The following is a 15840-nucleotide window of genomic DNA, read 5'->3' on the forward strand; positions in this document are numbered from 1 at the left end:
CGGGCGGAAAAGTCTATTCGGATGACCGGCGCATTGCCCCGCCCGCTTCGGGTGTGCCGCTCCCCTGGCTGATCGGCTCCGCCAGATTCTGTGGCGGGGGCAGTTTCAACAGACGGTACAGTTCGGTCAGGTTGTGGCGGAACAGACGGTCGAAACTGGCTACCGCGTGCGATGGGTTGTAGTCGCCGAACCACCAGAACCAGTCGGAGCTTTCGCAGGAACACAGCTGCTTCTCGGCTGCCGCCTGTTCGACCGGGTCGAGTCGCCCGCTGGCCATCACCATGTCGTAACTTTGCTTAGCCACGCACAGTAGATCCCAAGCGCGATTCTTGTCCTTGGAACCGATCCAGGTCGAGAAATCGCCGTACACCCAGCTGCCAGCCACGATGCCCGGCAGTCTACCCATCTGCGCGCTATCCGGGCGAGCCGGACTCTGTTTCAGGTAATCGCTGTAGGTGCTGGTGTGTATGTATTGGTGCGATTCAAGTTCGGTATACAGATCATCGAGGAAATAAAAACCGTTGTATGGGTAGTATTCCCAGGCATTTTCGCCATCCAGGATGACGCTGACGATGGGCGTTTCCCTTTCCGGCGCATGCCTGGCGATTCCCTCGATCTGTTCGATGAAATTGCGCGCCGCATCCTTGCCATGCCAGCGCGAATATTCGAAACCGATGAGGTCGGACAGGCGGTCATCGCGAAAAAAACAGGTCAAACCCTCAGCCCCGCTTTCCATCTGGTAGGGGCGGTACAAGTATTGCCCGCGATCGGAAACGCTTTGCCGATGCTGGTGCAGGCTGTTCGCCAACACCCCCTCCCCGCTGGCCGCCCAACGGCACCCTTCACCCGCCAACACGTCCAGCGTGGCGGTCGAGATCGAGCCTTCGGCCGGCCACATGCCTTCTGGCTCATTGCCGAACCTTGCTGCATGACTCTGTTTTGCCCTGGTGACATGCGCCGCAACGCGTCCTCTGCCACCCGGATAACACGGGGATTGCGGCAATGGCGCATTCGGCATGGCTTCTTTGGCACTGGCGAAATTGATCAGCAGCGGTGCCAGCGGATGATAGTGCGGGGTCGCCGAAATCTCGATCTGCCCGGACTCCGCCAGCTTGCGGTAGCGCGGGATGATGCCACCGATCAACTCGCCTATCAGCGAGAACAGATTCCGGCGATCCTCGATGCTGAAGCATTCCGCCTTGCTCATCAGTTGCACCACGAGATCGTTTTCGCGGCGTACGCTTTCGCCGCACCACGCCAAGTGATACCAGGTCAGCAAGTCCGCCATGAATTGGCCCGATAGATAAGACAAGGCGGGTTCCCCATCGGCCTGCAATCGGTTGAACAGCTCCCACAGCCGCTTGTATGCCGGATAGGGCGAGATCATCTTGGTATGGTTGCTGCGGAAGCAGGCATCAAGCACATGTTGCCGCTCTTCGGCAGAGAACGCATCGGTGTTCTCGTGCGCCAGCAGGCGCAGCAACGGGTCGCGCAACTTGCCCGTGGCGAACTGGTCCGCATAGTCTTCCAGTTGGTCGAGCAACACCGGCACGAAATTCACCACGGCATGTACCTTGGGATGGCGCTCCAGGTGATAGGCCATGTCGGTGTAGTCCTTGATGGCGTGCAGGTAGGTCCATGGCAGCAGGAAATCGCCGGTGGAATAGTCGCGGTAGTCCGGCTGGTGCATATGCCAGAGAAGGACCAGGTCGACGTTTTTCTTTTGCGCAGCAGAAGGGACGCCACCCGACGGCGGAGGAAATGGCGTCATCGGATGCTGTGAACCTTATGCCCCAACATCTCGGGAGTGATCAACGTGATGCCATTCGGGCTGACGTGGAAGCGCTTGCGGTCTTTTTCCGGATCGATGCCGACTTCCAGCCCTTCCGGAATGCGGCAACACTTATCCACGATGACTCGTTTCAACGTGACATGCCGCCCTACTTCCACATTGGGCAGTATCACCGAATCCTCGATATTGCAGTAACTGTTCACGCGCACGTTGGAAAACAGTACCGAACGTCTCACGACGGAGCCGCTCACGATACAGCCGCCGGAAATCAGGGAATCGATTGCAGTACCTCGCCGTTCATCTTCGTCGAACACGAATTTCGCCGGGGGCAATTGCTCCTGGTGCGTCCAGATCGGCCACTCCTGATCGTACATATTCAGATCGGGGATCACTCTGGTCAGCTCCATGTTGGCCGCCCAATAGGAATCGATGGTTCCGACATCTCGCCAGTAGGGGATCTTGTCGTCGCCCATGCCCACGCAACTGTGATCGAAACTTTGGGCGAACACTCGGTGCTTGTTCACTAGGTATGGGATCATATCCTTGCCGAAGTCATGGCTGGAATTGGGATCGTCTGCATCACGGATCAGTTGTTCGAAGAGGAAGCGGGTGTTGAACACATAGATACCCATGCTGGCCAGCGACTTGTCCGGCTTGCCGGGCATGGATGCGGGCTTGGCTGGCTTCTCGTCGAATTTCACCACGCGCGCGTGTTCGTCCACTCCCATCACGCCGAAAGCCGTCGCATCGGCGATCGGCACTTCCAGGCAGGCTACCGTCATGTCGGCCTTTTTTTCCACGTGTGAAGCCAGCAGCTTGCCGTAGTCCATCTTGTAGATGTGATCACCGGCAAGTATCAAGACGAAATCGGGATCGGCTTCGCGCAGAATGTCGATATTCTGATACACCGCATCGGCAGTGCCCTGATACCAGTGTTCTTCGTCGACGCGCTGCTGCGCAGGCAAGATGTCAACGGATTCGCCGAACTGTCCGTTCAGAAAAGACCAGCCGCGCTGAATGTGACGTATCAGGCTGTGCGACTTGTATTGCGTCGCGACCCCGATGCGGCGGATACCGGAGTTGACGCAATTGGAGAGGACGAAATCGATGATGCGGAACTTGCCGCCGAAGGGAACTGCAGGTTTGGCGCGCCAATCGGTGAGCTGGTGCAGGCGGCTGCCGCGACCGCCTGCCAGCACCATGGCGTAGGTATTCTTGGTGATGCGGCTGATAAAACGCGGCGCAGTGTCCCCGATAGCGGGATGATACTTTCTCTGCACGTAATTCAGTTCGGCATTCATACGCAGTTCCCCTACTTATGCAAGTCCAGTGTTTTCATTATCGTTTACAATCGTTTCGTCAGACAAGAATAAAAGAGGGTGGTAGGTGAATACACTTATAGAATCGCTGCTTCAAGTCCGTCTGTACGACCCGTTCGGGTTATTGGGGTTGCACCGCGATGGTGCCGACTGGATCATCCGGACATATGATCCGAATGCTACCTCCGTCGAGTTGCTGAATCATGACAATGTCATGCCACTCCAGCCCGTTCATCCATCCGGTGTATTCGAGTGGCGCAGCAAAGAAGAACCCGCCCGCCCCTACCGGCTGCGCATGAACTACGGCAATGCCACCCACGAGATCTTCGACCCCTACCAGTTTCCGCCGCACCTCTCCCCGCAAGACCTCTACTTGTTCAGTGAAGGCAAGTTGCGTCAGGGCTACCGCATGCTCGGCTCGCATGCCGTGGAGATCAACGGCGTGCAAGGCATCCGCTTCGCCGTCTGGGCGCCGAATGCTGAACGCGTCAGCGTGGTGGGCGAATTCAACCAATGGGATGGCCGCGTTCATCCGATGCGTTCGCTCGGTTCCAGCGGCGTGTGGGAGCTGTTCATCCCCGAGATCAAGCAGCATGCGCTGTACCGCTATGAGATCCGCAACCGCGATAGCGGCCACGTCCTGACCAAGACCGACCCCTATGCGCAGGGCTACGAGTTGCGCCCCGGCACGGCTGCCCTCGCCGCACCGTTCAACCAGCACCGCTGGCAGGATGGCGAATGGATGGAACGTCGCGCGCAATGGGACTGGCTGCACGGCGCGATCAATATTTACGAAATCCACGCCGGTTCATGGAAGCGCCATCCCGACGGCCGCTTCTACACCTACAGTGAGCTGGCCGCCGACCTCGTGCCTTACGTCAAGGGCATGGGCTACACCCACATCGAACTGCTGCCGATCTCCGAGCACCCGCTGGACGAATCCTGGGGCTACCAGGCCACAGGCTATTTCGCGCCGACCAGCCGCTTCGGTTCGCCGGATGAACTGCGCCACTTCGTCGATACTTGCCACCGGGCCGGCATCGGTGTGATCCTCGACTGGGTGCCGGCGCACTTCCCTCAGGACAGCTGGGCACTTGCGCGCTTCGACGGCACGGCACTGTTTGAGCACGCAGACCCGCGCCTCGGCTTTCACCAGGACTGGGGCACGCACATCTTCAATTACGGTCGCAACGAGGTGAAAAGCTTCCTGATGTCCAGCGCGCATTACTGGCTGGCCGAGTTCCACTTCGACGGCCTGCGCGTGGACGCTGTCGCCTCCATGCTGTACCTGGACTATTCGCGAAAAGAAGGCGAATGGATCCCGAACAAATATGGCGGGAGAGAGAACCTCGAAGCGGTGGATTTCCTGCGCGAGATGAACATCATGGTGCATGAGGAATTCCCCGGCGCGCTGACTTTTGCCGAAGAGTCCACCGCCTGGCCCGCAGTGTCGCGCCCAACCTATCTCGGCGGACTGGGCTTCTCGATCAAGTGGAACATGGGCTGGATGAACGACACGCTGAGCTACTTCCAGAACGATCCGGTACACCGCCGCTACCACCATAACCAGCTCACCTTCGGCCAGCTCTACGCCTACACCGAGAACTTCGTGCTGCCGTTCTCGCACGACGAAGTGGTGCACGGCAAGGGCTCGCTGCTGTCGAAGATGCCTGGCGATGCCTGGCAGAAGTTCGCCAACCTGCGCCTGCTGCTCGCCTACCAGATGACCAGCCCGGGCAAGAAGCTGAATTTCATGGGCAACGAGATCGCGCAGGGACGTGAATGGCAGTCCGCCTGGGAACTGGAATGGTGGCAACTGGGGCAGGACTATCACCGCGGCGTGCAGAACCTGTGCTACGACCTCAACCAGCTTTATCGCAGCACGCCTGCCTTGTATGACCTTGACTTCCAGCACGAAGGTTTCAGCTGGATCGATTGCAATGACGCGGAACAATCGGTATTGTCCTACCAGCGTCGCGCCCGCGACGGCTCCTGCGCCGTCGTCGCACTGAACCTGACGCCTGTGCCGCGAGCCCGTTACCGTATCGGTCTGCCTAAGCAGGCTCAGTACCGCGAAGTGCTGAACAGCGATTCTCAGCACTATACCGGCAGCAACATGGGCAATGCGGGTTTGATCCAGGCAGAGGCTATTCCGTGGATGGGACTCCCCTGCTCCGCCGAGATTGCGCTGCCGCCGTTGGCAGCTGTCGTGCTTGTGCCCGCGGCTTAAGACTAACCAATCGAGTCGAATATCATGTCCAGACTGATCGAATCCCCTGCCTGGCAGGCACTCAAGGCACATCAAAAAGTCATCGAGCCCCTCCACATGCGGCAGATGTTCCGCGACGATCCGGCACGTTTCGATAAATTTTCGGTCCAGCTCAACGGCCTACTGTTCGATTATTCCAAGAACAGAATCAATGCTGAAACGGTCAAGCTGCTCTTGGCGCTTGCCTCACAGGCTGGACTGCCCGGCTGGATAGAACGCCTGTTCAGCGGCGACAAGGTCAACTCCACCGAACGGCGCGCCGCGCTGCATACCGCACTACGCACGCCCCAAGGTATCCCCGTCCTGGTGGACGGCAAGGATGTCATGCCCGATGTGCACCGGGTGCTGGGGCTGATGCGCAGCTTCTCCGACGCGGTGCGCAACGGAACACACCGCGGCCATACAGGAAAACAGATCACCGACATCGTCAACATCGGCATCGGTGGCTCCGACCTCGGCCCGCTGATGGCGTGCGAGGCGCTCAAACCCTACGGCAGCCCAAATCTACGCGCACATTTCGTCTCCAACATCGACAGTACCCAACTCACCGAAACACTGAAGAAACTGGACGCCGAGTCCACGCTGTTCATCGTCAGCTCCAAGAGTTTCACCACACAGGAAACGCTGACCAACGCACGTTCGGCACGCGTCTGGCTGGTCGAACGGCTGGGTGACGAACAGGCCGTCGCGCGACACTTCGCAGCTATCTCCACCAATCTCGATGCCACCGCAAAATTCGGCATCGACCCTCGCAACGTGTTCGAATTCTGGGACTGGGTCGGCGGGCGCTATTCGCTGTGGTCGGCCATCGGCCTGCCCATCGCGCTATACATCGGCATGGACAATTTCGAGGAGCTGCTGGGCGGCGCCCATGCGATGGACGAACACTTCCGCAACGCACCACTGGAGCAGAACATCCCGGCCTTGATGGGGCTGCTCGGCATCTGGTACGGCAACTTCTTCGGCGCCGGTTCCCACGCCCTCTTCCCCTACGACCAGTACCTGCACCGTTTTCCAGCTTACTTGCAACAACTGGATATGGAGAGCAACGGCAAACGCGTGGATCGCGACGGCACCCCTGTGGATTACGACACCGGCATGGTGATCTGGGGCGAGCTCGGCACCAACGGCCAGCATGCCTTCTTCCAGCTCATCCACCAGGGTACGCGAATGATCCCGGCGGATTTTATTGCGCCACTCCATAGCCACAATCCGCTGGGCGAACACCATTCACTGTTGCTGGCCAACTGCTTTGCGCAGACCGAAGCGTTGATGCTTGGCAAGACTGTCGAAGAGGCGCGCGTAGAGCTCGAAGCGCAAGGACTACGCGGCGAGGCGCTGGAAGCACTGTTGCAGCACAAGGTATTCCCCGGGAATAAGCCGACCAACACCCTGCTGTTCGACCGGCTCGACCCGCACACGCTGGGCATGCTGATCGCTTTGTACGAGCACAAGGTGTTCGTACAAAGCGTGCTGTGGAACATCAACCCCTTCGACCAATGGGGCGTGGAACTGGGCAAGCAACTGGCGGGCAAGATTCTGCCGGAGTTGCGCGACGGTAGTTTGGCCTCACGACATGACGCTTCGACTCGCGGATTGATTCAACACTATCACGAACGCTGCCGCTAACGATGGTGTAAATCGCTTTCACCTCTAATGCTAGAATGACCGCATTGCTGGAAAGGTAATTCAAACTATATCGAGTCAGGGGGAAACTGTATGTTTGATGAGCTTGATCGAGAGATTTTTACCAGTGGGCAACGCATCTTTAACACCGGCGATGCCGGTGATTGCGCCTACCTCATCGAAGAAGGTGCTGTAGAGATCGTTGGAGTGAGTCATGGGCCAGAACAACGGCTGGGTCTACTGCGCAAGGGGGAGATGTTCGGCGAGATCGCCCTGATCGACCACCAGCCACGTACAGCAACAGCCTTGGCTGTCGAAAGAACCATACTCATCCCGATCCAGCGAAAATTGGTGGAAGGCCTGCTTGAAAAGAGCGATCCGATTTTGCGCCATCTTCTTCTGGTCATTCTGGATCGTTACCGGAGCAATCAAAGCCATCGAACGATGCATGAAGACAAGTCTCCGTTAACAGATCATCAGGCTCATCAGCGCAAGGCATTAAAGGGAGAAGCCACACAAAAATTGTCACTCGCTCATGGCATCACACGAGCATTGAAAAATGACGAATTCGAGCTCCATTATCAACCGATCTGCAACATATCCGATGGTTGCGTAGCCGGCTTCGAGGCATTGGTCCGCTGGCGCCATCCGACGGATGGCCTGGTTCCGCCCATGGACTTTCTCTGGTTGGCCGAACAGACCGGCCTGATACGTGAGCTTGGCCTGTGGACCCTTGAGCGCGCTTGTCGTGACTGGCCCAACCTCCGGCAACTTACAAACCATGAAACGCCCTTCATCAGTGTCAACCTGTCCGCGACACAATTGACCAGCAAAACGCTGGTCAATGATGTCAAGGCCGTCATCGCACGTTATGGCATGCCAACGACACAATTAAAGCTGGAGCTCACGGAAACAGTGATGATCGAGCATCCGGAAGTCGCACAAGAGATCCTGAGCAGTCTCGTCGAATTGGGCAGCAACCTTGCTCTGGATGACTATGGCACCGGTTATTCCGGACTGGATCACCTGCAACGTTACCCGATTGGCACCTTGAAGATTGATCGGGCGTTCATCTCGCGAATGCTGGAATCGGAGCAAAGCCAGGAAATCGTGCGCTCCTCGATAGCCCTAGCGCATTCTCTGGGCATGAACGTAGTCGCCGAAGGGATTGAAACACGGGCGGTGCGGGATGCGCTATCGAACATGGGATGCGAGTTTGGACAGGGCTGGCACTTTGGCAAGCCTGTTGCGCTGCAAGACCTGGTTTTACTTTGCGGGGTTTAACACCTTTCCAGTCTCGCCGCACCACTCCCCCGTCCCCGATGGCATGAGCTGAAAACCGCGGCTGAGCAGCTGAATTGTTTTTACTGGCAAACCGGCAGAGGTTTCGGTGCCTGAGGTTGTGCTGCCGAATTTGCCGCTTCGATGGTCTGCAGTGCTTCCTGCTTCTGCTCATTGCCAGTTGCAGTATCAGCGGCAGCAACTGTCGCGGTAGCAATGACCCCAGCGAACATCTGGGGGGCGGGAATAACCGACACAGTACTCGTTAAGGAGTTAATGACGGTGGGCGTTGCCAAAACCGGTGCAGTGATGGTGAAGTTCGCCGGCACATAGCTCATGGTGTAATTGGTGCTGAGCAAAGCCAAGGTGCCTTGGCTTATCGGATACGTTCCGGCAGTTTCTCCCGCCACACGGCTCAGAGCGCCGCTCAGCGTAGTCGCGGCAGTGTCGGTGAATTTCAATCCGGCCACCATGTAGGTCAGCAGTGGATCAACGCCCCCCTCCAACTTGCCTGTCGCATTCGCCGAAACAGTCAATGCGGCCGGGGTGATGCCTAGGCTGCTGCCGGTGTAGGCGATGGTGTAGTTAGGATTGGTCAGCGTGCCCTGACTGATGGCGTAAGTGCCGACGTTCTCCCCTGCCGCGCGCGTTTGTGCGCCGGTAAGCGTGTCGGTACCGATCACCCCGGTGGCGACGTAACCCAATGCCGGGTCGGCTGCGCCATAGGTTTTGTTCAGTACATTCGCGGTGACGGTCAAGGAAGCTGGAGTAATGTCGGCAACGGTGCTCGCAGAGGTGCTGCCCAAGGTGTAGTTGCCGGCATCGATACCCGCCAAAGCTATACCACTGATGGTGACTGTCTTGCTGATGGCGGCGTTCTTATCGATGAACGCGCCTGTGGCTCCAGTAACGCTCAAGAGATCGCCTGCGATCATGCCGGTGAACCCTGCCGCTGCGGTATTAAGAGTGGCGCCTGCGGTGCCGTCATACACTTTGTTGGCGGCAGTGATGCCGGTTACGGCACTTATTGTCGCCGGCGTGATGGTGCCCAGTGCCGTACCGGTGACCGCACCGAGTTGATAGCCATACACTGGGGCAAATCCATTGGATGCACCGGCGATTGCCACGCTGCTCACATTCACCGCTTTGGCATTGCCGACATTCCTGGTGTCGTAGCTGCCGACGCCATTCAACGTGATGGTGTCCCCATCCACAGCGTTCGCCGCGGTGAAGTTTGCAGCAGACAGAGCAGCGCCGAGCAATCCGTCATAGACCTTGCTGACGTTGCCGCCCAGTGTCACGTTAATCACAGGGGCCAGCGAGTAAACGAATCCGTTTCCGCTGCCTAGAACTGTTCCGCCATAAGTCGTATTGTATTGCTTGAAGTCGTAAACGAGACCGCCGCGGACATCGAGAGCAGGGGCTGTCGAATAGACCAGCCAGCGGCCGCCGCCCGATACGCCAAGGGCACCTGTTCCTGCCCTGTTGTCAAAATTACCGGAGGCGGCAAGCACGATGTTATTTCCGCTGGCGGCTACCAAAGCGCCATTCAGCACGACATTTCCGGATGCGTTCAGATTGATGCCCCCGGTAGCGGCAGCCAGCGTTCCAGCCAGAATGTCGCCGCCGGAGTTGGCGAGGTTGATCAGGCCCGCCGTGATCGTCGCCAGCGTCGTATCGATGACTGCATTGCCTGCGGTGCGATTTGCCGCAACTGCGCCGGCATCGTTCGCAGTGATGTTGAGCGCGCCCGCAATGTCGATCGCATCGTTCAACATGACGCTGCGTCCGGCTTGCAAGGTAAGGTTGCCCGAACCTGTTGCGGTGATGCCCGCCCCGACTTCCTGAGTGATGTCGTTATTGGCCTGCAACACCACGTTGGTGCCCAGATTCAGCGTGCCGGCGATCCAGCCGGCGCCTATGGTCGCATCCACGCCCGGGCTGTTCCCAAACAAAGGGCCAACCGCCGCCGGGGTACCGAACAGATACACTCCGCCCGCGCCGCCATTGGCCGTCTTGCTGCCAAGCAAGACCTTGCCCGGCTGGCTTGTCAACTCCGAGACATTGCCGAACGTGCCGAATACGCTATTTCTGGCGGTCACCAGGCCTACCAGACCCGTCGTGCCATTACCCCAGCTGACGGCACCGAAGTTGAGGCTGTGCACTACATAATGGCCATCGGAAAGCGCGGTGATCCCGCCGGAGTAGGCGCAATCGCACGCCCAGTCCCCACCGACGACATCCCCTGCGACACTGCCAACCAGGCTGTTGGTTGCGGAAACTACTCCACCAAATGAGCCATCTGCCAGCTGGCCGGTCGCACTGTTCATCCAGGTGGCGGCACCTTTTCCGCCATTCCATCCGCCGGCGCTCCCCCAATCAGGGCTGGTGATCACCCAGTTGCCATTCACCTGCAACTGGGTGAGACCTACAACACCGTTGCCTAGATTGTCACCCACGGTGCTTCCCAGCAGGCTGTTGGTGGCTGACACCACGCCGCCCGTTGCTCCACCGGCTAAGGCACCGGTTGCGCCATTCATCCAGCTGAACGCGCTGATCCCTCCGCCCCATTGCTCGCTGCGGATCAGCACATTGCCATTGCCGAAGGCATTAACACCGGTAAGCGCTGAAGACCACGAAGGGGCCGGAGCGACGCCGACCCAATCTCCCGCAACGGAACCCAGCAGACTGTTGGTGGAATCTACCGTACCGCCCAACGCCCCATTGGATAACCTCCCCGTCTGGCCATTCACCCAGGTCACCGCGCCCTTTCCGGCCCCCCCGGCACCGCCCCACGCGGGGCTGCTCACTATATAGTTCCAGAACGAAATGCCATTGCTGACCAGAGTGATGCCGCCCGAGCCGACGCTATCGCTCGTTGCACTACCCACCAGGCTGTTGCTGGCGGATACTGTGCCTGCTGTTCCGGTCACCCCATTTCCAAGCGTCACCGCCCCCGCACCGGTGACGGCTCCATTTGCCCAATTGGGACTGGACACCGCGTAGTTCCAGAACGTCGCCCCATCGGTGATCTCGGTGATTCCGCCAGATCCGACGGAATCCATCGACGTACTGCCGACCAGGCTGTTCGTTGCCGAGACAATGCCTCCAGCCGTTCCATTCGCCAACAAGCCGTTTGCCGGGTTCATCCAGGTAACGGCCCCCTTGTTGCTTCCCCAGGACGTATCGGTGAATAGCACCATGCCGTTACCCAGTTGCTGCATCCAGCTGTTGCCGACAGCATCACCTGCAGCCGAACCCACCAGGCTATTGGCCGCCGAAATACCCAAGGTATCGGATGTCTTGCCGGTTGCGCCATCCATCCAGGTCAACGCACCGACACCGTTCCAGTTGCTGTGCACCACGTAATTCCAGAAGGTCGTGCCATCGCTGGCCAAAGTCACGCCCATACCTACGCTATCGTTCGCTGTCGCGCCGATCAAGCTGTTGGCCGAGGTGATCGAACCGGAAAAACTGCCATCCGACAGTGCACCCGTTGCGCCATTCATCCACGTGACCGCGCCCGCACCGGTTGCCGCCCCGTTACTCCAGGACGGGCTGGCGATCACGACCTTGCCATTGCCCAGTTGAGTAATGGCGTAGAAGCCTACAGAGCTGTTCGCCACATCACCGACCAGGCTGTTCAAGGCAGAGATCGTTCCGCCGGCACTTCCATCCACCAGCTTGCCCGTGGCGCCATTCACCCAGGTCACGGCCCCGGCGTAGTCTGCATTGGTAGTCGGGTTATGCCACGTAGGGGTCTGCACCAGGACATTGCCCGTGGAGAGTGTGGTAACGGTATTGCCCACGTGTTCGCTACCAGCATAGGAAATACCGTTCCACACCCCGCCATAAGCGCCCACCAGGCTATTCGCCGTGCCTATCACACCGCCATAAACCGGCACCCCGACTGTGCTGTTGGAAAGCTCACCCGTCGCCCCCTTCATCCAGGTCAGTGCACCGACATTCACATTGGCTCCGTTATCCCAATTCGGGTTCCTCACCAGAATGTTGCCATTGGCGAGCTGGATGATGCCATTGCCGGACATGTCGCCGCCTGTCGAACCGACCAGGCTATTGATATTGGAAATCGCTCCGCCATTCGAGAGATCGGCCAGCTTGCCGGTGGCGCCGCTGATCCAGGTCACCGCCCCCAAGCCGGTGCTTGGGCTGCCTCCCGACCAGACAGGGGTAGTTGCAAGGAAATTGCCGTTGTTCAACAACGTGACCGCACCGACGTTGTCGTAGGCAAACCCGCCCATCAGGCTGTTGGTGCCATCAACCGCGCCGCCGAAAACACCGCTGGTAAGCGCTCCGGTCGCCCCATTCATCCAGGTGACTGCGCCGCTATCAATCAGCGTATTGAAATCAAACCACGGGCTCTTCACCAGATAATTGCTGCCGCCGGCTTGCACCGCGATGCCTTGTGCACCGACGTAACTCGCCCCGACTGCCCCCACAAGGCTAGGGGCGATACCGGCGCTCGCGGCGGCCGCGCCAGTCACGACACCTGACGTTCCGGTGCTGCCGTTGCCCCATGTCACCGCCCCCTTGCCGCCGCCCCAGCGCGAGCTCACCACGACGTAGTTGCCGTTTGGAAGTATCACCAGGCCGGGGTCCGCGGTATAAAGATCATTCCAGCCGACGCCGACCATATCCCCGGCAGCGGATCCGACGATGCTGTTGGCGGACGACACTACCCCGCTAATCCCCAGCGTTCCATTAACCCACGTCACCGCGCCCATGCCGCCGCCCCACTCTCCGCTGCCCACAAGGAAGTTGCCGTTGGGAAGCCAATCAAGCCCTCTTCTATCTGCTGTCCACCCGCTCCAAGGGTGGGTTGTAACCATACCGACCCTGTCGCCCGCAGCGGAGCCAACCAGACTGTTCGCACTGGAAACCGCTCCGCCCAGTGCGCCATTGGAAAGCGCGCCCGTCGCGCCATTCATCCAGGTTACTGCACCGGCGCCTGCTGCCGCACCGCCGTTGTTCCAGTTATTACTGCTGACAACCAGGTTGCCATTCCGCACCACGATCCCGCTGTACTCACCCGTCGTTGGGCCCCAGCCATAGTTGGAAGTGAGGGTCATTGTCCCCACCTTGTCGCCTGCTGTTGAGCCGACCAAGCTGTTTGCAGCGGATACCACACCTCCATAAACCGGCGTACCAACAGTGCTGTTGGAAAGTTCGCCCGTCACGCCATTCATCCAGGTCACCGCGCCCAAAGCGTTGGCTGCGGTACCGCCACTACCCCACAGCGGGCTTCGTATCACAAAGTTCCAATAGTTCAAATTGTCGGTCACCAGAGCTATGCCACCCGACCCGATTTGATCCCCCGCAGTGCTACCAACCAGGCTATTAGTGGTGGAGATAGCCCCGCCCGTGGTGGTATCGGAAAGTTTACCCGTTGCGCCATCCATCCAGGTCACCGCACCCGCATTGGCTGCAACACCACCATTGTTCCAGGTCAGCGTGGTCACCAGTACTTTGCTGTTACCCAGTTCCATCACGCTTTCGCCAACCTTGTCCCCGGCCGTGCTGCCGAGCAGGCTATTGGCAGCGGAGACCGCGCCACCAATGGTGCCATCGGAAAGCGCACCGGTTGTGCCATTCATCCAAGTCACTGCACCTCGCGTGCCGCTCCAATTATTGCTCCCCACGATCACATTGCCATTGGCGAGAGCCGTAACACCGTTGTTATCAGATGTGATGCCCCAGGCGGTTTGAGTGAGTGCGCCTACTTTATCGCCGACCACCGAACCTGCCAGCGCGGAAATTAGCGTGCCCCCCGGGTTATATAGATACACCGCGCCTGAATTCAGCGCGGTGAAGCTATCCAGCGGAGAAGAGACCAAGATGTTTCCGCTGGCCAAGACCAGATTCTGCATCCCGCCAAAGCCCTCACCGGCACCGGGTGCCGGGTCGATGATTTCCTGGTATGGCAGCGCGGACAATGCTCCGTTCCCCGGCATGATCGTGATGTTGCGCGGGTCCAGCAGTAAAGTACCATTCAGGCCATTCGTGGCAGAAAGATCTGTCAGGCCGCCGTAAGCGAGCGAAGCAAGTCCGGAGACCTCTGCCATGCCTCCGTTCCCTCTGGTTGAGCCACCTTTCGCGCTGATGTTGCCAGTGAAACGCATCGCCTGATCCGACCACAGCACAATTTCTCCACCGTTGCCAGACTGCTGCGCATCGGCCTTGAAGCTGGTCGAGCCGTTGGCAAGTACGTTGGTGGCATTGGCGAGCGAGATGCCTTGAGCCCCGAATCCCGCGCCACCATGCATCAACCCACCGACGTGGATATTGCCGCCGCCGTTCGTGCCGCTTGCATCGAGCTGGGCACCCGCCAGCTTGATCTCACTTCCTGCGATAGTGAGGTTACCGCCGGTCACGCCGGTCGCGCTGTATGAGCCAGAGGTATAGTTGGAAACATTGGCGGAAACAAGAACATCGCCGCCCTGTCCCAGGCTGCTGTTCGCCGTGTATCGCGCTGACGAAGTGGAGAGCGCGCGGCCGGCTGCCTGAACGCTTATCTTGCCGCCCGCATTGGTGCCGTCAGCATGGATGGAGGAGGAGGAAAGAATACTGTCCGCTCTCATACCGACTGCACCGCCCGCTCCCGTCGTGCCATTCGCGGTAATGCTGCCGGTATGTATCACGACACCCGGCGCATTGGGATCGGACGAGTGTGCCGCGCCGATATCCACGCTGCCGCCGCTGGAGCCTGACGCACTGACGGCACCACCCACTTCCGCCCGATGGCTGGCCTTGAACACGATCTTGCCGCCCTGCATGACGGCGCTGTCGGCACTGACGGTGCCGCTGTTCCTGACCACCGTGCCGAACAGTCCAAGGCTGCCAGCCTCGGCCATGAGCTTGCCGACGTTAGTGGCATCACCCGCCGGAGCGATGATGTTGACCCTGAGATTGGGATCCAGGCTGTTGACCAGTTCGACCTCGTGTCCCGCGGCCAATAGGATATCGCCATTAGGGGCAGTGATAACGCCGGTGTTTTCGACGTTCGGTGCAATGAGGTAAATCTGTCCGCCGCTCTGTGCGGTGATATTTCCGGCATTGCTGATGTTCTGTGCACCCGGCATCTGGGTGAAGTGGTAGCGCCCCGAGAGGAAGTCGGCATTGCTCAGGTTAAGCGTGGTGGCGACCAGTCCAGCCACGTCAATGGTCGCTCCCGCGCCGAATACGATGCCGTTGGGATTGACCAGGAATACGCGGCCATTGGATTGCAGGGTACCGAGGATGCTGGACGAGACGCCGCCAGTAACCCGGTTGAGCACGGTGGAGGCCGCGCTTTGCTGGGCGAAGCGGGTCACCTCGTTGGCGCCTATCGAGAAGGCTTGCCAGTTGATGATGGTACCGGGAGTGTTGGTGACTGTAAGGGTGGTACCGGTGATGGCAAAGTTGGCTTGGCCGTTGACAACCGAGGGCCCTAGCGGGTTGGCGTAGGAGCTCTGCGCCGCACATGCGAACAGTACCGCAGCGCATAGCGGATTGAGCTTGAAGCGAACCTGTTTCGTTGCCTTACTGAAAGACAT

The 15840-nt window shown here is 59.1% G+C and carries 6 protein-coding genes; 3 read left to right on the plus strand and 3 right to left on the minus strand.

Annotation, left to right across the window (positions count from 1 at the left end):
* Window positions 1-13 precede the first annotated feature (13 nt).
* Together FGKAn22_RS06450 and glgC are read right to left on the minus strand one after the other, a co-directional pair.
* Complete coding sequence (locus tag FGKAn22_RS06450) at window positions 14-1771, minus strand: glycoside hydrolase family 57 protein (RefSeq protein WP_212784810.1); 1758 nt, start codon at window positions 1769-1771, stop codon at window positions 14-16.
* Window positions 1768-3093 carry a glucose-1-phosphate adenylyltransferase gene (gene glgC / locus FGKAn22_RS06455; protein WP_212784811.1) on the minus strand — a complete coding sequence of 442 codons (1326 nt, stop codon included), beginning with the start codon at window positions 3091-3093 and terminating at the stop codon, window positions 1768-1770. The genes FGKAn22_RS06450 and glgC overlap by 4 nt, the downstream gene beginning before the upstream one ends.
* 85 nt (window positions 3094-3178) lie before the next feature.
* Here glgC and glgB point away from each other — a divergent pair, with 85 nt between their 5' ends.
* The 3 genes from glgB to FGKAn22_RS06470 all read left to right on the plus strand — a co-directional run bounded on the left by glgB (window position 3179) and on the right by FGKAn22_RS06470 (window position 8290).
* On the plus strand, window positions 3179-5341 hold the full coding sequence (gene glgB / locus FGKAn22_RS06460) for a 1,4-alpha-glucan branching protein GlgB (protein ID WP_212784812.1): 2163 nt from the start codon (window positions 3179-3181) through the stop codon (window positions 5339-5341).
* A 24-nt stretch (window positions 5342-5365) separates the two neighbouring features.
* Entirely contained in the window at window positions 5366-7009 is a 1644-nt protein-coding gene (gene pgi / locus FGKAn22_RS06465; protein WP_212784813.1) for a glucose-6-phosphate isomerase, read from the plus strand.
* 90 nt (window positions 7010-7099) lie between these two features.
* Window positions 7100-8290, plus strand: coding sequence for an EAL domain-containing protein (locus FGKAn22_RS06470; RefSeq protein ID WP_212784814.1), 1191 nt, complete (start codon window positions 7100-7102; stop codon window positions 8288-8290).
* Window positions 8291-8370: 80 nt separating this feature from the next.
* Here FGKAn22_RS06470 and FGKAn22_RS06475 read toward each other — a convergent pair whose 3' ends face one another.
* Window positions 8371-15840, minus strand: a complete 7470-nt coding sequence (locus tag FGKAn22_RS06475; protein WP_212784815.1) for a two-partner secretion domain-containing protein — start codon at window positions 15838-15840, stop codon at window positions 8371-8373.

The sequence above is a fragment of the Ferrigenium kumadai genome (assembly GCF_018324385.1).
Classification (GTDB): domain Bacteria; phylum Pseudomonadota; class Gammaproteobacteria; order Burkholderiales; family Gallionellaceae; genus Gallionella; species Gallionella kumadai.